This window comes from Otariodibacter oris (genome assembly GCF_009684715.1).
Classification (GTDB): domain Bacteria; phylum Pseudomonadota; class Gammaproteobacteria; order Enterobacterales; family Pasteurellaceae; genus Otariodibacter; species Otariodibacter oris.
The window spans coordinates 856,239-875,731 of record NZ_CP016604.1 but is presented as its reverse complement, the minus strand read 5'-3'; the positions used below and the strand labels follow the sequence as shown (position 1 = coordinate 875,731).

At 34.2% G+C, this 19,493-nt stretch carries 19 protein-coding genes; 8 read left to right on the top strand and 11 right to left on the bottom strand.

What is annotated here, in order from left to right; all coding sequences use genetic code 11:
* The first annotated feature begins 134 nt into the window (after positions 1 to 134).
* A complete protein-coding gene (locus tag A6A10_RS03985) occupies positions 135 to 1,307 on the top strand; it encodes a porin (protein ID WP_121121747.1) in 1,173 nt (390 codons plus the stop codon).
* A 326-nt stretch (positions 1,308 to 1,633) separates the two neighbouring features.
* Entirely contained in the window at positions 1,634 to 2,803 is a 1,170-nt protein-coding gene (locus A6A10_RS03980; protein ID WP_121121749.1) for a porin, read from the top strand.
* A 75-nt stretch (positions 2,804 to 2,878) separates the two neighbouring features.
* Here the strand turns inward: A6A10_RS03980 and A6A10_RS03975 are convergent, their stop codons facing one another.
* The 4 genes from A6A10_RS03975 to A6A10_RS03960 all read right to left on the bottom strand — a co-directional run bounded on the left by A6A10_RS03975 (position 2,879) and on the right by A6A10_RS03960 (position 5,422).
* Positions 2,879 to 3,601 (bottom strand): HvfC family RiPP maturation protein, encoded by a 723-nt coding sequence (locus A6A10_RS03975; protein ID WP_229583619.1) that lies wholly within the window; start codon positions 3,599 to 3,601, stop codon positions 2,879 to 2,881.
* Complete coding sequence (locus A6A10_RS03970) at positions 3,591 to 4,514, bottom strand: HvfB family MNIO-type RiPP peptide maturase (RefSeq protein WP_121121751.1); 924 nt, start codon at positions 4,512 to 4,514, stop codon at positions 3,591 to 3,593. The genes A6A10_RS03975 and A6A10_RS03970 overlap by 11 nt, the downstream gene beginning before the upstream one ends.
* Positions 4,515 to 4,588: 74 nt before the next feature.
* The gene (gene hvfA / locus A6A10_RS03965) at positions 4,589 to 4,948 is read right to left on the bottom strand and encodes an oxazolone/thioamide-modified RiPP metallophore HvfA (RefSeq protein WP_121121753.1); all 360 of its coding nucleotides are present in this window, start codon (positions 4,946 to 4,948) and stop codon (positions 4,589 to 4,591) included.
* An 18-nt stretch (positions 4,949 to 4,966) separates the two neighbouring features.
* Positions 4,967 to 5,422 (bottom strand): HvfX family Cu-binding RiPP maturation protein, encoded by a 456-nt coding sequence (locus tag A6A10_RS03960; protein WP_121121755.1) that lies wholly within the window; start codon positions 5,420 to 5,422, stop codon positions 4,967 to 4,969.
* A gap of 179 nt (positions 5,423 to 5,601) precedes the next feature.
* On the opposite strand from A6A10_RS03960, the gene A6A10_RS03955 reads away from it, so the two are divergent.
* The 3 genes from A6A10_RS03955 to fbpC all read left to right on the top strand — a co-directional run bounded on the left by A6A10_RS03955 (position 5,602) and on the right by fbpC (position 9,866).
* Complete coding sequence (locus tag A6A10_RS03955; protein ID WP_121121757.1) at positions 5,602 to 6,636, top strand: ABC transporter substrate-binding protein; 1,035 nt, start codon at positions 5,602 to 5,604, stop codon at positions 6,634 to 6,636.
* A 115-nt stretch (positions 6,637 to 6,751) separates the two neighbouring features.
* Positions 6,752 to 8,803 carry an ABC transporter permease gene (locus A6A10_RS03950; RefSeq protein ID WP_121121759.1) on the top strand — a complete coding sequence of 684 codons (2,052 nt, stop codon included), beginning with the start codon at positions 6,752 to 6,754 and terminating at the stop codon, positions 8,801 to 8,803.
* A gap of 10 nt (positions 8,804 to 8,813) precedes the next feature.
* A complete protein-coding gene (fbpC, locus tag A6A10_RS03945; protein WP_121121761.1) occupies positions 8,814 to 9,866 on the top strand; it encodes a ferric ABC transporter ATP-binding protein in 1,053 nt (350 codons plus the stop codon).
* 805 nt (positions 9,867 to 10,671) lie between these two features.
* On the opposite strand, the gene A6A10_RS03940 is transcribed toward fbpC, so the two are convergent.
* The 5 genes from A6A10_RS03940 to mnmC all read right to left on the bottom strand — a co-directional run bounded on the left by A6A10_RS03940 (position 10,672) and on the right by mnmC (position 15,545).
* Positions 10,672 to 10,923 carry a hypothetical protein gene (locus A6A10_RS03940; protein WP_147404740.1) on the bottom strand — a complete coding sequence of 84 codons (252 nt, stop codon included), beginning with the start codon at positions 10,921 to 10,923 and terminating at the stop codon, positions 10,672 to 10,674.
* A gap of 153 nt (positions 10,924 to 11,076) precedes the next feature.
* The gene (locus tag A6A10_RS03935) at positions 11,077 to 11,301 is read right to left on the bottom strand and encodes a hypothetical protein (protein ID WP_121121768.1); all 225 of its coding nucleotides are present in this window, start codon (positions 11,299 to 11,301) and stop codon (positions 11,077 to 11,079) included.
* 164 nt (positions 11,302 to 11,465) lie between these two features.
* Positions 11,466 to 11,705: a hypothetical protein gene (locus A6A10_RS03930; RefSeq protein WP_154399693.1), complete on the bottom strand. Its 240-nt coding sequence runs from the start codon at positions 11,703 to 11,705 to the stop codon at positions 11,466 to 11,468.
* 631 nt (positions 11,706 to 12,336) lie between these two features.
* Positions 12,337 to 12,462, bottom strand: a complete 126-nt coding sequence (locus A6A10_RS09655) for a hypothetical protein (protein ID WP_257792060.1) — start codon at positions 12,460 to 12,462, stop codon at positions 12,337 to 12,339.
* Positions 12,463 to 13,541: 1,079 nt separating this feature from the next.
* A complete protein-coding gene (mnmC, locus tag A6A10_RS03925; protein WP_121121772.1) occupies positions 13,542 to 15,545 on the bottom strand; it encodes a bifunctional tRNA (5-methylaminomethyl-2-thiouridine)(34)-methyltransferase MnmC2/FAD-dependent 5-carboxymethylaminomethyl-2-thiouridine(34) oxidoreductase MnmC1 in 2,004 nt (667 codons plus the stop codon).
* 319 nt (positions 15,546 to 15,864) lie between these two features.
* Here mnmC and purR point away from each other — a divergent pair, with 319 nt between their 5' ends.
* Both purR and A6A10_RS03915 read left to right on the top strand, forming a co-directional pair.
* Positions 15,865 to 16,881, top strand: coding sequence for an HTH-type transcriptional repressor PurR (gene purR, locus A6A10_RS03920; RefSeq protein ID WP_121121775.1), 1,017 nt, complete (start codon positions 15,865 to 15,867; stop codon positions 16,879 to 16,881).
* 24 nt (positions 16,882 to 16,905) lie between these two features.
* Complete coding sequence (locus tag A6A10_RS03915; RefSeq protein WP_121121777.1) at positions 16,906 to 17,511, top strand: DedA family protein; 606 nt, start codon at positions 16,906 to 16,908, stop codon at positions 17,509 to 17,511.
* Positions 17,512 to 17,552: 41 nt separating this feature from the next.
* On the opposite strand, the gene lpcA is transcribed toward A6A10_RS03915, so the two are convergent.
* The gene (gene lpcA / locus A6A10_RS03910) at positions 17,553 to 18,131 is read right to left on the bottom strand and encodes a D-sedoheptulose 7-phosphate isomerase (protein ID WP_121121779.1); all 579 of its coding nucleotides are present in this window, start codon (positions 18,129 to 18,131) and stop codon (positions 17,553 to 17,555) included.
* Between the two features lie 156 nt (positions 18,132 to 18,287).
* On the opposite strand from lpcA, the gene frr reads away from it, so the two are divergent.
* Positions 18,288 to 18,845, top strand: coding sequence for a ribosome recycling factor (frr, locus tag A6A10_RS03905; protein ID WP_121121781.1), 558 nt, complete (start codon positions 18,288 to 18,290; stop codon positions 18,843 to 18,845).
* A gap of 68 nt (positions 18,846 to 18,913) precedes the next feature.
* Here the strand turns inward: frr and tadA are convergent, their stop codons facing one another.
* A complete protein-coding gene (tadA, locus tag A6A10_RS03900; protein ID WP_121121783.1) occupies positions 18,914 to 19,429 on the bottom strand; it encodes a tRNA adenosine(34) deaminase TadA in 516 nt (171 codons plus the stop codon).
* Positions 19,430 to 19,493 lie beyond the last annotated feature (64 nt).

Sequence of the window (19,493 nt, the reverse complement as noted above, 5' to 3'; positions counted from 1 at the left end):
ACTATCTCAGGCGTTTATCATTTATACGTCTCAAGTAGCAGGTTAAATAATAAGTAAATGATAACCCTGTGATTAACCTAATACCTTAACTGGGTTAATTAAAATAAAACTAAAATAATTTTAAGGTACTGTCTATGAAAAAAACAATTTTATCCCTAGCAATAGCAACATTTGCAACCTCAGCATCAGCATTAACTATCTATGATGTTGATGGAACGAAAGTTGATTTCTCAGGTTCACTTCGTTTACGACTTGATAATGAAAAATCGACTGTAGGTATCGATAGAAATCTTGATGCTGTAGACCCACAAAAAGCTAATAAGTTCAGATCAAATGCAGGAGTTAGATCTGGTCATACCAATTTGCACAATGATGGTTCACGCCTTGAAGTTAGAGCAGAGCATAAAATTAATGATGATCTCTCTGCTTTCGGACGTTTAGAATTTCGTTTCAACGGAGCTAGAGATGATAAGGGAGTTGATGATTTCGGTTCTATTTATGCCAACCGAGCTTACATAGCACTCCAGTCTAAAACATTTGGTGACATATCTTTCGGGCGACAAATCCTTATCGGTGATGATATTCCACAAGCTGGTTTTGATAAAGCCTATAATACTTTTGATACTGCAATGGTAACATCTGCCTCATCAGCCATCCGCTATAATTATAGACTTATTAAAGGTTTACAACTAAGTGTTGATTATCGTTTTGCTGATAAACGAGACAGTAATGGTGAAGTATCAAAAAATGGTGTGAAATCAGGCTATGATGTTGGTGGACTATATACTTTTGATGTTGCTGAAAACCAATCTATCACTTTAGCTACAGGTTATTCTAGAACTAACTTTGTTCGTAACACGAATAATGATAAACATCATAAGGATGCATGGGCTGCTGGTGCAAAATATAAAATTAATAATCTAGAATTAGCCGTAGACTATACTGGTCATTTTGATACGTGGCAGTACAACGAAGAGTTAGATCAAAAACAAAAAGAAATTCTTAATGGTTTCCGTGTTGGTGCGAGATATTTCTTTACACCTAATTTAGCTGCATATGGTAACTATGGTTACCGCTTATTCGAACTTAAAGGTACAAACCAAAAATTATTAAGAAAAGCTAAATTACATAGATGGTTACTAGGGGTTTCTTATAAACCACATAAACAAATTGAAACTTACGTTGAAGCTGGTATCTTAACTGGTACTAGACACAACTATGAAGACCAACCAGGTAATATTCTCGCAGGTACAACTATGAAACCTCGTGAAAATAAATTTGGTGCAGGTTTACGTATATTCTGGTAACTCACTAATTCAATAAATTAAACAATCAAGGCGAACAAAATAGTGTTCGCCTTTTTATTGTTTAACTTCTATCTATAAGTATCATTTTAAATTATAACTACCCATTCTTATTAATATTCTGCCATATATTAAAAACTAATATCTTATTACTTTTATTTATGAACATAAATAATATAGTTCATTGACAATCCATACTCATTTTGACAGCATACAAAAAATTCAATTAATTACTCAAATTTACAATGAAGTAACTAGTTGATTTTAATTATTATTACACGCTTTAACTAATATGTTTTAATTAAAAAATAATATAAAAGGTAAACATCATGAAAAAAACACTTCTAGCCTTAGCAATCTTAACATTTGCAACGTCCGCCTCAGCTATCACTATCTATAATACTGATGGGACAACAGTAAATTTCTCAGGTTCCCTTCGTTTAAGACTTGACAATGAAAGATCTACATTAACGATGGCAAGAAATATCGATGCAGCAGTGGATCCTGCATTAGCTGAAAGATTTAGAACAGATGCAGGTGTTCGTTCTGGTCATACTAATTTACATAATGATGGTTCTCGTCTTGAAATTAGAGCACAGCATCAAATTAATGATGATTTCTTTGCATTTGGTCGTTTAGAATTTCGATTCAATGGAGCTAGAACCGAAAAAGGTGTTGATGATTTTGGTAGCATTTATGTAAACAGAGCTTATGTGGGATTTGGCGCTAAAAAATACGGGGAGTTATCTTTTGGTCGTCAATTAACCATTGGAGATGATATTCCTCAAGCAGGATTTGACGAAGCATACTCAACCTTTGATACAGCAATGACTACATCAGGTTTAGCTGTTGCTCGATACGATTACAAAGGTATTGAAGGTTTGCAACTTAGTGTCGACTATCGTTTTGCTCCGACAAGGGATTCTGTTGGCGAGGTAACTCAATACACTGGTCTCAAATCAGGATATGATGCAGGGGGAATATATACCTTTGGTATAGCAGAAGGTCAAGAAATTACCGTAAGTGCTGGTTATTCTCGCGATAATTATGTAAACAATGAAAATAATGACAAACACCATAAAGATGCTTGGATAGTAGGTGCTAAATATCGAATTGATGATTTGGAACTTGCAATGGACTATACGGGTCATCTAGATAAATGGAAATATACTGGAGAATTCCAAAAAGAAAAAGAAACCTTGAATGTTGTTCGTGTTGGTGCAAGATATCACTTCACACCTAAGTTCTCTGTATATGGTAACTATGGCTACCGCGTATTTGAACTTAAAGGTGACGACCATAAATTGTTAAGAAAAGCTAAATTACACAGATTTATGCTTGGTGCGATTTATCAAGTTCATGAACAAGTGATGACTTATGTTGAAGGCGGTATATTAAGAGGTACCAGAAATAATTACGAAGATGTAAGAGAAGGAAGTATCCTTACAATGAAACCAAAAGAAGACCAAATTGGTGTAGGTTTACGTATATATTGGTAAGAATAAATCATATTCTAGTAATATATAAAATAAAGGCAGATACAAAAGTATCCTGCCTTTATTTTTTAGCTCATTCTAAACAATCACCCCAACATCAACCCACTTTTTCCATATTTCTTTTAGTAACTCAATCGCTTGTATATTACTACCGACAATCTCGGCAAGGTTATCAATCACTTGATTAAGAGAATCTGGTTGTTCTTTTAAATAAGATAATAACCAATAATCTAACTCACTCAAACTATGGTAATAAACGTCAAATTGGCTATCTCGCCATATAACGACTTGATGAGAATTATCAATAAATTCAGCAAAATGGTGCGATAGAAAATCCACAGGATATTCCTTTAAATAAACTATCGGCGATAATTGCATTATCGTTTTTTCATTCCATTCCCCAGTTTTAGCCACATTATCCATCGAAACTTCTGCTAATAATTGGGTATATTCAAAATCCATTAAATGAAGTAAGTTATCATCAACACATTTCTCGTTTTGGCAAAATAGTAAAAACTCCCCCGCAATATCTTGAAAATAAGGCGATTGTGCTTTTCCTTCTTGCACAAAACGTTCTTTTATTTGTAACCAATCATCTTCAGAAAAATGCTTTTGAGTTTCTGTAAAACAGCGATCAACAAATCCAAAGGTATTATTTCTTACTAACCGCATATACACTTTTAGCCGTTGCACTTTATCTTCAAATTCTGGCACGACTGTTTTAGTTCTAACCGTATTTACCAGCGTTTGCTGGATCTCTGCTAAAGTAGGTTCCTCTTTTTTTATCATCTTAAGCGACATAAGGTAATTTCTCTTGCTTTACATGCTTTTTCTGCAAATGTGCAATATGTTCTACCTCTGCATATAATTCAGAAAAAGGTGGAAAATTAAAATCTCTCTCTAGTAGTGTTGGTGGTATATGATCCAAACGTTGATAAGTATATTCCAATAGATCCCACACCGTACCTTTTACCGATTCACCATGCGTATCGATCAATAATTGTGGTAACTGACGAAATTCTCCTTTTACTTTATTAAATGCATCTTCAGAATGCGTTAATTTAACTTCTGATGCAGCCTCATGTTCTTCATCATGCCCTGCAATATGAATATAATTCACACGAGCCAAATCCACATTATCAATGAAAACATAAGGATCTAATAATCCGTGATTTACACCATTTACATAAATATTGTTCACATCTAAATGAATTCCACAGTCAGCCTCTTTTGCGATAGCATTCAAGAACTCTACCTCATTCATCGTACTACTTGATGAATGTAAATAATACGAGGTATTTTCGAGTGATATTTTCATTTCTAGAAAATCTTGTACTTCTCGAATTCTCTGTGCCGTATGTTTTACTGCTTCTTCCGTAAATGGCATAGGCAATAAATCATATAAATGACCTTCACACTCACAATAACTTAAATGTTCAGAAAAAAAGGTTGAATCATATTGATTCATCAATTGCTTAATGCCTTTTAATAAGTCTTTATCTAATGGAGCTTGTCCGCCAAGAGAAAGGGATAAACCATGCACAGCTAAAGGCATTTTCTCTGCAACTTGATCAAATTGATAGCGAGCCAATCCACCCATTTTTAACCAATTTTCTGGTGCAACTTCAATAAATTGAATTTCACTTTTTTCTGGCAACGATAAAAAACCATCAGCAATATCTCTACGATAACCTAACCCTGCTCCAACTAACATATTTACTCCTTATAATAAGTGGCAAAATATACTTGAATGCCATACCCCACCACCTATAAATAATCACTTATGGATTAATGGCTACCACATTTACCTTCACCACATTTACCTTCAGCAGATTTCATTGGGGCTTTCATCATATCTGCTCCGCACTTACCTTCACCACACTTGCCTTCTGCAGATTTCATTGATGATTTCATCATATCTGCACCACATTTACCTTCACCACACTTGCCTTCTGCAGATTTCATTGATGATTTCATCATATCTGCACCACATTTACCTTCACCACACTTACCTTCTGCAGATTTAGTCATACATTTTTCATTATGCATATCTGCTGAACAGTTTTTACTCATGTTTTCAGCATGAACTTGTGTAGATGCAGCCATTGTTAAAGCACTTGCTAAAGCTAATAATGTTGTTTTTTTCATAAAATACTCCTGTAAAGTTTAAATAAATTTCAACCATTTTTTGGTTGGATGTTTTTTCTGCATTAGAAAATCAATTGAGAATATACCAGCGCCTTGGGCAAGTAATGGAAAGAGAACAACCAAGTATATCAATGCCATTTTGTAACCGCCCTGAGAAATGTTGTATCCATTGCCACTATGTACTGAATACCATGCAACGGCGGTTAAAATAATTAAGCTCAGTGCGCTGAATCGAGTGAATATTCCTATTACAAGAAGTATCGGAACAATAATTTCAGCGAACATTGCCACATTCCAATTTAATTCCGCAGAAAATAAATTAAATGGAAATGGAAATTGCGACTGAATCTCTGCAAACCAATTTTGCCCATTCCACTTTTCTAATCCAGCCTCAAGAAACTCATAAGCTAAAAATAGACGAAGTACAATAAAAGCAGCTCCACTAAATAATGAAGAAATAGAATTTTTTTGCATAAACACCTCAAGTAAAATAACTGATTCTTATATTTGACGGAGCAGTTTCATATTTCTTACAACTTTTTTTAATATATTTTAATTATTTTCATATCGAGCCTCTTTTGTGAACAAAATCACAGTATTAATTTTCAAAATGCGATAGATTAAACATCCTTTCTATTTAAGAGGATTATGTTATGAAATTAAAAACATTTTCAGTCGTACTCTCTACCCTATTTCTTGGTTCACTATTAAGCACTCAAGCGGAAGCAAAAGGACGTTTAACCGTATACTGTAGTGCCACTAATCAGATGTGTGAGCAAGAAACACAAGCATTTGGTGATAAATATGATGTCCGAGTTTCTTTTATCCGTAATGGCTCTGGCAGTACCCTAGCTAAAGTTGATGCTGAAAAAAACAATCCTCAAGCAGACGTTTGGTATGGTGGAACGCTTGATCCTCAATCACAAGCGGGAGAAATGGGCTTACTTCAACCGTATAAATCCCCTAATTTAGATCAGATAGTAGAAAAATTCCGTGACCTAGCAAAAATTAAAGGTAATTACAGTTCTGCTGTATATATGGGAATCCTTGGATTTGGTGTAAATATGGATAGACTAAAAGAATTAGGATTAGAAAATCCACCTTCATCTTGGGAAGACTTGCTCGATCCTCGTTTAGCAGGTGAAATCCAAATTGCTGATCCACAAAGCTCAGGTACCGCTTATACTGCTCTTGCTACTTTTGTGCAATTATGGGGAGAGGACAAAGCTTTCGAATATTTAAAAAATCTCCATAAAAATATCTCTCAGTATACCAAATCTGGTGTAACGCCTTCTCGCAATGCTGCAAGAGGTGAAACTGCGATTGGTGTCGGTTTCTTACATGACTATTCATTAGAAAAGAAAAATGGTGCAAATTTAGAATTGATCGTACCAAAAGAAGGTACAGGCTACGAATTAGGCGGAGTCAGTATTTTAAAAGGCGCTCGCAATCTTGATAATGCAAAATTATTTGTTGATTGGGTATTGTCAAAAGAAGCTCAAGAACTTTCTTGGCAAAAAGGAGAATCATTCCAAGTATTAACCAATACGACAGCGGAATCTTCACCTTATTCCCTCGATCCAAATAAATTAACCTTAATTGATTACGATTTTGAAAAATATGGTTCAAGTGATGAACGTAAACGCCTTATTGAAAAATGGGTTAATGAAGTCAAATTAGCACAATAATTAATCTTAATTGAATAATGCAGAAAATTAGTCATTATTTTCTGCATTATCGCCTTTACACTCAATTTTTATTAAGGTACTAATACTCTAATAATCTTATTTTTAGGGAGATCTCATGCCTGTATCTTTTTTCTCTCGTCCGCCATTTTGGATTTTTATCGCTTTTCTTGGTTTTATATTGTTACCTTCCCAAGCATTAGATTATGGATTGTTCGATTCACTGCCTGATGAAATTTTGGAAGCAATGGGATGGTCTTCAATCAATTTAACGTGGTTATGGTTTTTACCGCTTATCTTATTTCTTATCCCTCATCGCAATCAATCAAAACAGCACACCAAGAAACGTAGTATTGTTGAATTATATGGGGCAGGTTTATTATTTTTATTTATTTTTGGTTCAGCCATTATCGCTAAAATTAGTTTAGGCTATGCTACAGTGCCATTAATCATTGCTCTCGTTGCTATTACCACAAACTCTCTGGTTAATTTAAAAATAATGCAAGGCGATCGCTTTATTATTGCCTCATTGCTATGCATTATTTTATTAATTTTCTTTTTTATTGTTTATCCAATTATCGCCATATTTATTTCTATGTTCTTTGATGGCGATGAATTTGTACCAACCCAGATCTTAAATATTATTCAACAACCCTATGTATTAAGAGTCATTGGAAACTCATTAAGCGTAGCGGTATCCGTGGGTGTGATTTCCACATTATTCGGCTTAGCCTTTGCACTTTATACCACCCGTATTGCAAAACGTACGGCGTTTATTGGAAAAATATTCTCCATTCTACCAATCGTTACGCCACCATTTGTGGTTGGGCTAGGCGTGACATTAATGTTAGGTCGCTCAGGCTATGTCACCGCATTTTTAGTGGAATACTTAGGCTTTGATCGCAGTTGGCTTTATGGCTATACGGGTATTGTGATTGCACATACCCTTGCTCTCACGCCAATGTCATTTATGATTTTGGAAGGCGCATTAAAATCAATTCATCCATCCGTTGAAGAGGCAGCCTACACATTACGCTCAAATCGATACCAAGCCTTTGTAAATATCATTTTCCCTTTACTAAAACCCGCTTTAGCCAATTCATTTTTAGTCGTAATTATTCAATCCTTAGCGGATTTTAGTACGCCATTAGTGCTCGGCGGAAGCTATGATGTCATTGCAACCCAAATCTATTTCTACATTGCGGGTTCGCAACTAGATTACGCATCAGCCAGTACCTTAGGCACGATCTTATTGATCTTCTCTCTCGCTATTTTTGTGATTCAATATCTTTGGATCGGTAATCGCTCTTATGTGACCGTTTCTGGAAAATCATATCGAGGAGATGTACAAGATCTACCAAGCGGTCTGAAACTCATCATTATTTGCAGTTTAGCCTTATGGGTTGTATTTAATGTCGTATTATATGGCAGTATTTTCTATGGAAGTTTCACTGTAAATTGGGGAGTGGATTACACGCTTACCCTCGACAATTATATGACACTATTTGGGCAAGGATTTAATGATGGTGCTTGGCCGTCCTTGATCCAAACTGTTATTTTTGCCGCAACGGCTGCCCCTATCACCGCTATATTTGGCTTATTAATCGCCTATATCACTGTGCGTAGAGAATTTAAGGGCAAGAAAACCTTAGAATTCCTTACGCTACTCTGCTTTGCCGTGCCGGGTACAGTGGCAGGGGTTTCCTATATTCTCGCCTTTAATAATGCGCCTATTTACATTACAGGAACCGCCATCATCATCATTTTATCGATGGTAATGCGGAATATGCCCGTGGGAATGCGTGCAGCGGTAGCTGGCTTGGGGCAACTAGATAAATCACTAGATGAAGCCTCTCTTTCACTTAAAGCTGGATCACTGAAAACCCTATTTTATGTCGTGTTGCCATTATTAAAACCCGCACTACTCTCTGCTTTAGTGACAAGCTTTGTCCGTGCAATGACAACAGTCAGTGCCATTATTTTCTTAGTGACTGCCGACACACGTGTTGCAACTTCTTACATTCTAAATCGTGTAGAAGATGGAGAATACGGCATTGCCATTGCCTATGGCTCAATTCTTATTGTGGTAATGATGTCTATTATTTTCTTCTTTGACTGGCTAGTGGGTGAAACCCGTATTGCTCGTTCAAAAGCGAAAAAAACAAATTAAGGATAGATCAATGGAAACACAAAACGACTTTCTAGTACTCAAAAATATTACAAAATCTTTTGGCAAAGCGACTGTAATTGATAACCTCAGCCTTTCCATTAAAAAAGGCACAATGGTCACATTACTTGGTCCCTCTGGTTGTGGTAAAACAACAGTTTTACGTTTGGTGGCGGGTTTAGAAAATCCTACCTCTGGGCAAATTTTTATTGATGGCGAGGATGTGACACAAAACTCCATTCAACAGCGTGATATCTGTATCGTATTCCAATCCTATGCACTTTTCCCTCATATGTCGATTGGCGATAACGTAGGCTATGGATTGAAAATGCAAGGCGTGAGTAAAAATGAGCGTCAAGCTCGCATTCGTGAAGCATTAGAACTGGTTGATTTAGCAGGTTTTGAAGATCGCTATGTCGATCAAATTTCAGGTGGACAACAACAACGTGTCGCCCTTGCTAGAGCCTTGATCTTAAAACCTAAAGTGCTACTTTTTGATGAACCATTAAGTAACCTTGATGCCAATTTACGCCGTTCAATGCGTGAAAAAATCCGTGAATTACAACAACGCTTAAATATTACCTCCCTCTATGTTACCCACGACCAAACGGAAGCCTTTGCCGTATCAGATGAAGTAATCGTCATGGACAAAGGAATCATTAAACAAAAAGCTTCCGCAAGAATGCTTTATCTTCAACCTAACTCTCTGTTTTTAGCGAACTTTATGGGCGAATCCACCATCTTAGAGGGTTTCCGCAATCAAGATGAAATCCGAATTGGTAACTTTAATTTTACCTTAGAAAATGCCGATCGCTTTAAGGTCAATAATGGAGAATGCTTAGTCGGCATCCGCCCTGAAGCTGTTCAGTTACTGGCAACAGGCGAGGAAAATCAACGATGCGAAATTAAAAGTGCCATTTATATGGGGGCATATTGGGAAATTGTGATTATATGGCAAGGAAAAGAGATCTTGGTCAATCTCAATCCTGAATACTATGATGATAGTCTAGAACAATATTACCTACATTTAAACTCAAAAGGGATTTTCTTACTAAATCAGGAATAATAAAACGAACAATAAGCGGTAAGTTTCTTCTCAATTTTTGCAAAATTTGAATGAAATCTTACCGCTTGTGTTGTTGCAATAGGGAGAGGAGAAATCCTCAGCGTATTGTTTAAAACCAAAATACCACTTACTCGATTTCAAAAACACCTCTTTCCCATAAATAATAAAGAGTATAAAAAAAGACATTATAGCTAATCCTAAATAATATTTTGGTGGAATAAGAGTAAACCAATCCCCACCAAATAGAAAAAATGAGACTAAATGTACTAAATATTTTCAATTAATTGACCAAGCAATTCCGTACCGCCTCAAATAACATTGAATACGATCTATTTACTATTTTTTCTCCATTCCTGAAATAACCACCCAACAAATATCATTAATGTTAATTTAATAGGATACTTAAAATTCTCTTTTGATAATGAGAAAGAATCTTGAGTAATATAATCCATACCAATTCCAATAATAAAAATAAAGGAATATATAAGAATAGCAATTAACACATAATAGAAAAATTTTTTCATTTTTTATCTCCAGATAATTTATTACATAAAACACACACCAAAACTAATAAAAGCAGACATAACAATAATTAATTCTTACTATTTTGCTAAAAAAACAAGAACAATTATATGTGCGATACTAACTATTAATGATGGTATCACTGGTTTGTAAAATTCACTTACATTTATAGGGAAGTGCTATTTTTAAATAATAAAAAAAACAGATAATCACCATATTAGCTAAAAAGACCATAATATACATTAATAAAATGCTAGTAGACATTACTGAAATATTCTACTCATTATTTTTTACTTAATTTATTTTTATCCGCCGGTATTAATATTGCTGTCAATATATGGATTCCTATTATTGATAGCGAACCTTTTATAGCCCACCATAAATTACTTAGATAATTATGTTTTAAATATTCTATAATAGAAAAAGAATCGTCACCTAAGAAAGTAATAAAAACCAGAAAAATATCACCAATAAAAAATAAAATAACCCCATAAATAAATGCTACTAAAAAATACCAATTTGACCTTGATTTCATAGATTGTTTATCCTCACTTGAACGGATTTTATCTTTTATTTCCTCCAACATATGCCAGAATCTCTTTATCTGATTTATTTTGATTATTTTCTGATAAAATCAAAATTGAACCCACCTCTATTGCACTACATTCAATAAATTTACAGATAAACACTATTTTTTCTTTTTATTTTTATCTCCTGATATTAGTATTGCTGTTAAAATATAAACAGCTATTGCTAAAAAAGATGGAAATATAGGCTCATAAAAATCAGATAATGATATAGGGAAAACTCCATTTTCTAAATAAATAAAAAAATAAATTGCAATAAATTTAACAAATAAAAAGAAACAATATGCATAAATAAATGCTAGAATATAATAAATAAAATTTTTCATCTTTCCTCTCCTTTATTATTTATAACTTTTTAAAGTCTTATTCTTATATCCTTTCTTAATTTTGTTTATCTTTCTTTGCAAAATTCGAATGAAATCTTACCGCTTGTGGTTTTGCAATAGGGGACTAAAAATCCTCAGCGTATTGTATAAAACCAAAATACCACTTACTCGCTTTCAAAAACACCTCTTTCCCATAAATAATAAAGAGTAAGGAAAAAAGACATTATGGCTAACCCTAAATAATATTTTAGTGGAATAAGCGTAAACCAATCCCCACCAAATAGAAAAAATGAAACTAAATGCACTAAAAATGGCAATATAGTTGCAGCAACACTACATGTAATAAAGAAGGCTAAATAGCAATATAAGAAAATAGTAATTTTATTTCTTTTCTTTCTTCTCATTATATTCATTCCTCTAGTTTTTCAATTTTAATATTGTAAACCGCTTCAAACTTATCTGTAGCTTGTTAACTGACAATAGTTAATAACAAAAATCGTGATTGACTTTCTTAATTTTTGATTTTTCAAAAATACCACTGAACTTTTTTAAGTGCCTAGTGATTAAAACTATCTTTTCCTTTTATTAAACCAAGAAGATATTTCTAAAATTAATATTGGAACAAACAAAGCCAATGTTTTCTTCAATGAAGAAAAAAATATGTCATTACCAAAAGAAATACATCCATACAAATAATACATTAATATAGTGAAATTAATAAAAACCACCATATAAACTATTATAAATATTATAAACAACCTAAAAATCAACCTCTTGTTTAATTTTACCATTATTTATCCCTATTACGTATTTCACTATTAATTATTAATCAAAGTGAAAAATATTTCAGCCAACCATATAGCAATAATTGCCCCATATGATCTTTTCAGGGTATACCAAAAGATATAATTATTCCATACAACATTTTCACCACTAAAATAATAATATACAAACAATCCTAAATCGGCTAAAAGAAAAGTTACATAAATAATCAATGATATCATAAATAGTCTAAAAATAAGCTTTCCTTTGGGTTTACTTTTCATTGTTATTCTTCTCATAAATCTTTTTAATACCACTTGCTACTGAAGCATCATAAACTGAATTATCTGTTACATACGCACTTAATTCATATGATAACACGTTCACACCTACCACCATAGCAAATCCTTTATCACTAGTTATATAAGCTGTTCCTACCTCTAGGGATAACACTTTTAGATATATTTTTATATTTCTAGATCATGTGTTTTATAAAATAAATCTATTATTTTTTACTCCTATTTTTATCTCCCGGTATTAGTATTGCTGTTAATATATAAATACCAATAGCCATCAAAGATGGTTTAATAGGCCATAAAAAATCATCTAAAGTTATTGGAAAAACACCTTTTTCTAGATAGATAAATAAATAGGTATAGAACATATTTATCAAAAACAAACCAATATAACTAACAAAAAACCTAATACCCAATAAAATAACTCTCTCATCATTGCTATCATTTTTGATTAACCTTATTTTTTAACTTATTTTCAGTACTATTTGAAATAATTTCTATAAATATTTCTTTTACAGGAGTAGGTAATTTTGTATAACTTAAAACGTTACCCAACTTATATACTTAATGTATTTCCTCCAAAATCTCTTTATCTGATTTATTTTAATCATTTCCTGATAATATCAAAGTTAAACCTACCTATATTGCACTGCACTCATATCTAATAAAAATTAAGATATGTTTTTGTATCTAATCTAAATAAATGGTAAAAAACACCATAATTCCACCATGAATTTCATCTTCTATAAGATACTTAAAAGCGGTAAGTTTCTACTCATTTTTTACAAAATTTGAATGAAATCTTACCGCTTGTGGTGTTGCAATAGGAAGATAAAAATCCTCGGCGCATTGTATAAAGTCAAAAAACTACTTACTAGCTTTCAAAAATACCTCTTTCCCATAAATAATAAAGAGTAAGGAAAAAAGACATTATGGCTAACCCTAAATAATATTTTAGTGGAATAAGCGTAAACCAATCCCCACCAAATAGAAAAAATGAAACTAAATGCACTAAAAATGGCAATATAGTTGCAGCAACACTACATGTAATAAAGAAGGCTAAATAGCAATATAAGAAAATAGTAATTTTATTTCTTTTCGTTCTGCTCATTATGTTCATTACTCTGGTTTTCTTAATTAAATCATTTATAGAAGATTAGACTTACTCTGACCTCTTCCCACTCAATCAAGTTGTCTCCCCTTCAATAAACTTCTTATCCAACTACGGTTAGGCATTAAAGCAAATAAAATATCTTGGCTTAATGGAAGTGGTTCATTGGCGATTTGACTTGCCAATAATTCCCCCAATAATGGGGCGGTTGTTAGCCCTCTTGAGCCAAGTCCTGCCAATAAATAAAGGTTTGGATGAGTAGCGGGAATAGGAATAGGCTGTCTGCGACGTTTTAGGTTATATAAATTTTTATATTGAATTTTCTGCTCTGGATAATTAGGTACTGCACCAACCATGGGAATACGATCCCGAAATGCTGCTCTTACACCTACTTTTGCTTTATTGTCAGAACCATCTATACCTTGCGTCCAATCACAAGCGGTTAGATTCTGTTGTAATTTTGCAATATTTTGCTGGTGTTCGGTTAAGCTAAAAGTCGTATCAAGATTATCTCTTACGTGACTTGCTCCAAGGCAATGGGTTTGTTGTGCTGAAACTGGGGTTAAATAGCCATCGTAGCACAGTACCAATTTTAGTTGAGATAAGTTTTCATTGGTCGGCACTTGGCTCACTTGTCCTCGTACAGGATAGATTTGAATCCCTTCAATCTGCTGAAACTGCTTAAGAGTATGTCCATTGGCTAAAACCACAGCCTGATGGGAAAAATATTGTCCATTATGTTGCCAATGCCATTGATTATTTTCAAATGTAAGATTTTCCACTTTATGATTTAAAACAATGGTTAAGCCTTGCTGTTCAAGATACTTAAAGCCATTTTGGACTAACTGCACGGGCGATAGCCAGCCACCTTGTGAAATAAATGCTCCACCATTGACTAATGGTAGCCCTACTCTTTCTGATAATTCATCGGCTGAACATAATTTATAAAGTTTCTCATCCCATCCGTCTTCAGCAATTTTTTTCAGTTTTTGATCGGTTTTATCGTTATAAGCGTAGAGTGAAACACCTGTTAGCCCTTGCTCAAAAGAAACGAGAGGAGTTAATTGGTGTAAGCGTTGCAAGGCATAATCAAAACTATGCACATAAAAACGTACATTTCTTTCATCATCATCACTCAATTGCGGATAAATTGCCCCTTGTGCATTGCCTGACGCATTTTTTGCTAACTCTCCTTCTTGGCAATAAAGCGTGACTCGTTTGCCTTTTTCAATTAAAGATAAGGATAAAAATAAACTGGCAACACCACCACCTACGATCGCTATGTCATCTACATTGGTTTGTTTCGATTGAAAATAATAAGGATATTCAATGGATTGAGACTCACTCTCTATGGGTTTCTCTCCCCATAACATTTCACGTTTTTTACCAAAGCCTTTACGCTTATACACTTCAAATCCTACCGATTGTAAACCTCTGCGAACTTGACTTGATGCTGTAAAAGTGGCAAAACTCCCCTGAGGTTTTGTGAGTCTAAACATTTGCTGATAGAGATGTTCATTCCACATTTGCGGATTTTTATCGGGCGAAAACCCATCTAAAAACCAACAATCAATAGTGGCATTATAACTATCGCCTAACTGTGGTAAATTCTCTGCAATATCACCAAACCAAAGATCTAAATAAACTTGACCGAAGTGATAACGCTGGCAACCAACTTGTCGAGGCTCCCAACAAGCGGTCAGTTTATCTATTTTTTTTGCAAATTGAGGATGTTGTTGATGAACTGAATGAAATTGTTCTGCTTGTATTGGGTATTGCTCAAAGGAGATAAAATATAACCGTTTTAAAATATGTTCAGGATTTGCTTTGCAAAACTCTTCAAAATATTCAGCAACAGCAAAAAAATTTAGCCCTGTTCCAAAACCTGTTTCAGCAATAACAAAAGCACTTCGATCATGAGATAGCCATTTTTCCCACAATTGATTGCCTTCTTGGAAAACATAACGGCTTTCGGCTAAGCCATCTTGCGTAGAAAAATAAATATCATCAAATTGTTCAGAAACTGGTGTTTGATTGGAATTAAAAGAAAGAGAAGCGAAATCAAGTTTAGACATCGTAAATTGTTAGATAAGTGACAACAAATGAAAAGAGCATCTAATTTTGAATTGGAATGTTTCCAAATCTTTAGATGCTCTACCTACAATAAAAAATTCTAGAAAATATTTGCAGCAAAAATTACTATCATTCCCAATGCAGCAACTACCGTTAACATCGCATAACCAAAAGCACCCATCACAATTCCCCTATAAATAATCAAATAGATAGGCTCATTCTAAAACTATTTAGTAAAAATGCAATCCAAGCTTTAATTTTGTTTAAGAATTTCCGCATTATTCGCTATAATATGCGTATTTTACGATTACGAGGAATAATATGGCAACAATTAAGGATGTCGCTAAACTAGCTGGCGTTTCGACAACTACAGTTTCTCATGTTATCAATAAAACGAGATTCGTATCAGAAGATACGGCTCAGTCGGTATGGGATGCTGTTGCTGCATTGAATTATTCACCAAGTGCCGTCGCTCGTAGTCTTAAAATTAACACAACAAAGTCTATTGGGATGATCATCACCACCAATGAAGCCCCTTATTTTGCGGAGATCGTACTTGCCGTTGAAGAATATTGTTATCAAAAGGGCTACTCTTTATTTTTGTGTAACACTCAAAACCAAGTAGAAAAAATTCAAAACCATCTAGATATGCTTGTTGCTAAGCGTGTAGATGGTATCTTGGTCATGTGTTCCGAATATTCTGAAAGCTCTTTATCTCTCTTTAACGGAACCAATACTCCTATGGTTGTGATGGACTGGGGACCTAATGATGGTAAAAGTGATCGGATTGTTGATCATAGTTTTGATGGTGGCTATATGGCCACACGGCACTTAATTGATAATGGTCATAGAGATATCGCTGTTATTGCTGGAAACCTGTTTAAAACTATATCTAAAAATCGCTTTGAAGGATTTGTAAAAGCCATGACAGAATCTGGATTACTCATTAGAGATGAATGGATCCATGAAACTGATTTCGAACCTGAAGCAGGTTATGAAGTTATGAATCGTATTTTAAAGCAAGAAAAGCTCCCAACAGCTGTTGTTTGTGCTTGTGATACTATTGCTTTGGGTGCAATTTCAGCGATTACAGAAAAAGGATTATCAGTTCCGGAAGATATTTCTCTTGTTGGATATGATAATATCCACAACTCTCGCTTTTATGCTCCTCCACTTACGACGATACATCAATCAAAAACACGTTTGGGACATATGGCTTTAGATTTATTACTAGAAAGAATCAATAATAATAAGCAAGCACACGAACCCAAAACATTGGAGTTTTATCCTGAACTAGTCGTCAGACACTCTGTTCGTAATTTAAATCATGCTGATTAACATCAGTTATTCTTAAGGATTGAAATGGACCACCTTATTTATTTTTTTAATTGCTATGGCTACTTTGCTGTATTTTTCATTTTACTGATATGTGGATTTGGAGTACCTATTCCTGAAGATATTACTCTTGTTTCTGGTGGAGTAATTTCTGGACTTGGCTCAGCCAATGTACATTGGATGCTTGTAGTAAGTATGGTCGGTGTATTAATTGGTGACAGTACAATGTATTGGTTAGGGCGAATTTACGGTGAAAAAATTCTGAAATTCCCGCTGATTCGTAGAATTGCCACACCTGAACGGTTTTTAACCGTACAAAACCGATTTGAAAGACAAGGCTGGAAACTGCTCTTTATTGCACGTTTCTTACCGGGACTTCGTGCAGTTGTCTACCTAACTTCTGGTATTACCAATAAAGTTTCTTTCATTCGCTTCATTTTTGTTGATTTCTGTGCGGCTATTATTTCTGTTCCTATTTGGGTCTATTTAGGCTATTTCGGAGCTAAAAATCTAGATAAATTACACTCACAAATTCATAAAGGACAAATGATTATGTGGGGAATATTAATCGTTGGTGGGTTATTTGCCTTGTGGAAATGGAAAAAAAGTCGTCAGAAGAAAAATAGCTTATAATCAATATGGGAGCGAAATGCTCCCTTTTTTATTACTACTATCTATTTAGCCATTTCAAATTCAATCAGCATCATTAAAATATGAATGACTTTGATATGAATTTCTTGAATGCGATCAGCATAACGGAAATGTGGAACACGAATTTCAACATCTGCAATACCCGCCATTTGTCCACCATCTTTTCCTGTCATCGCAATCACTTTCATGCCTTTTTTCTTTGCTGCTTCAATTGCATTCAAGATATTTTTTGAATTGCCTGAAGTAGATAGTCCAAATAAAACATCACCTTTCTGACCTACCGCTTCAACATAACGAGAAAACACATATTCATAACCAAAATCGTTACTCACACAACTTAAATGACTAGGATCTGAAATCGCAATCGCAGGATAACCAGGGCGGTTTTCTCGATAACGTCCGGTTAATTCCTCCGCAAAATGCATCGCATCGCAGTGTGAACCGCCATTACCACAGGATAATACCTTACCACCTTGTTTAAAGCTCTCTGAAATTAACAAAGCAGCATCCTGAATTAGCTGTAAATTATTTTCATCTTTGATGAATTTATCTAACACTTCAGCTGCTTCATTTAACTCAGCAAGGATTTGTTGTTGATACATAAGAACTCCTCTTGTAAAACAATCAGAAAATCTGACCGCTTGCATCATATTTCGTAAGTAAAAGTCTATCATAATGACTTTTACTTAACACTAGGAAAAACGATAGAAATTAGGTAAAATCAAACTGTTTTATCGTTTAAATCAAAGGAAAATAGAATGATCAACGAAATTAAAAAAGATACGCAAGAGCGTATGGAAAAAAGTGTTGAAGCACTAAAAGACCACATTGCAAAAATTCGTACAGGTCGTGCTCAACCAAGTTTACTCGATAGTATTCAAGTTGAATACTATGGAGCAGCAACACCACTTCGCCAACTTGCAAACGTGGTTGCTGAAGATGCTCGTACTTTAGCAGTAACTGTATTCGACCGTTCATTAATTGGTGCAGTTGAAAAAGCAATTTTAACTTCTGATTTAGGATTAAATCCTGCATCTGCTGGCACAACAATTCGTGTACCACTTCCTCCATTAACAGAAGAACGTCGTCGTGATCTAATTAAAATTGTAAAAGCGGAAGGCGAACAAGGTAAAATTTCTATTCGTAATGTGCGTCGTGATGCGAATGATAAAATCAAAGCATTAGAGAAAGACAAACAAATCAGTGAAAATGATGAACGTAAAGCACAAGATGATATTCAAAAAATTACTGATACTTTCATTAAGAAAGTGGATGAAGTGCTTGCTGATAAAGAAAAAGAATTAATGGATTTCTAAGATTTCTTTTTTCCCCTTCATAATAAAAGTCGCCTAATTGAAAGGCGACTTTTTACATTGGCTATGATTTATTTAAGTAATTTCTTTTGCATACGCCTATTTTTAAAAAACTGACTAATTTTCTGACTGCATTCTTGAGCCATAACCCCACCTCGAATTTTTAATAAATGATTCATTTTATAATCTTCAAAAAAATGAAAGCGAGATCCTATTGCACCTGTTTTATAATCACTGGCACCAAAAACTAGACGCCCTATTCGACTATGTAAAATAGCACCAGCACACATGGTGCAAGGTTCTAACGTAACATAGAGAGTGGAATTGAGTAGTCGATAATTACCTAATTTATTCCCTGCTTGACGAATTGCTAATATTTCAGCGTGAGCGGTTGGATCAGACAAGCTAATTGATTGATTCCATCCTTCTCCAATAACCTCCCCATTTTCTGAAACTAAAATAGCGCCTACAGGAATCTCTCCCTGAAGTTCCGCTTTATTTGCAAGTAAAAGGGCCTGTTGCATAAAATAAATATCTTGTTCAGAAATAGATAGATCGCAAGAGACATCAGCTTTTCTAATAAACATTTGCAAAATTTCCTTCTAATCTAACCGCTTAGTTATTATATAAAAAATGCCCCTAAAGGGGCAT

Coding starts and splice junctions, on each gene's coding strand:
- A6A10_RS03940 (WP_147404740.1), bottom strand. CDS start 10,923: ATGAAATCAAGGTCAAATTGGTATTTTTTAGTAGCATTTATTTATGGG.
- hvfA (WP_121121753.1), bottom strand. CDS start 4,948: ATGAAAAAAACAACATTATTAGCTTTAGCAAGTGCTTTAACAATGGCT.
- A6A10_RS03930 (WP_154399693.1), bottom strand. CDS start 11,705: ATGAGAAGAAAGAAAAGAAATAAAATTACTATTTTCTTATATTGCTAT.
- A6A10_RS03955 (WP_121121757.1), top strand. CDS start 5,602: ATGAAATTAAAAACATTTTCAGTCGTACTCTCTACCCTATTTCTTGGT.
- mnmC (WP_121121772.1), bottom strand. CDS start 15,545: ATGTCTAAACTTGATTTCGCTTCTCTTTCTTTTAATTCCAATCAAACA.
- lpcA (WP_121121779.1), bottom strand. CDS start 18,131: ATGTATCAACAACAAATCCTTGCTGAGTTAAATGAAGCAGCTGAAGTG.
- A6A10_RS09655 (WP_257792060.1), bottom strand. CDS start 12,462: ATGGTGGTAGGTGTGAACGTGTTATCATATGAATTAAGTGCGTATGTA.
- A6A10_RS03980 (WP_121121749.1), top strand. CDS start 1,634: ATGAAAAAAACACTTCTAGCCTTAGCAATCTTAACATTTGCAACGTCC.
- A6A10_RS03960 (WP_121121755.1), bottom strand. CDS start 5,422: ATGCAAAAAAATTCTATTTCTTCATTATTTAGTGGAGCTGCTTTTATT.
- A6A10_RS03975 (WP_229583619.1), bottom strand. CDS start 3,601: ATGTCGCTTAAGATGATAAAAAAAGAGGAACCTACTTTAGCAGAGATC.
- A6A10_RS03915 (WP_121121777.1), top strand. CDS start 16,906: ATGGACCACCTTATTTATTTTTTTAATTGCTATGGCTACTTTGCTGTA.
- frr (WP_121121781.1), top strand. CDS start 18,288: ATGATCAACGAAATTAAAAAAGATACGCAAGAGCGTATGGAAAAAAGT.
- fbpC (WP_121121761.1), top strand. CDS start 8,814: ATGGAAACACAAAACGACTTTCTAGTACTCAAAAATATTACAAAATCT.
- tadA (WP_121121783.1), bottom strand. CDS start 19,429: ATGTTTATTAGAAAAGCTGATGTCTCTTGCGATCTATCTATTTCTGAA.
- A6A10_RS03950 (WP_121121759.1), top strand. CDS start 6,752: ATGCCTGTATCTTTTTTCTCTCGTCCGCCATTTTGGATTTTTATCGCT.
- A6A10_RS03985 (WP_121121747.1), top strand. CDS start 135: ATGAAAAAAACAATTTTATCCCTAGCAATAGCAACATTTGCAACCTCA.
- A6A10_RS03935 (WP_121121768.1), bottom strand. CDS start 11,301: ATGAAAAATTTTATTTATTATATTCTAGCATTTATTTATGCATATTGT.
- purR (WP_121121775.1), top strand. CDS start 15,865: ATGGCAACAATTAAGGATGTCGCTAAACTAGCTGGCGTTTCGACAACT.
- A6A10_RS03970 (WP_121121751.1), bottom strand. CDS start 4,514: ATGTTAGTTGGAGCAGGGTTAGGTTATCGTAGAGATATTGCTGATGGT.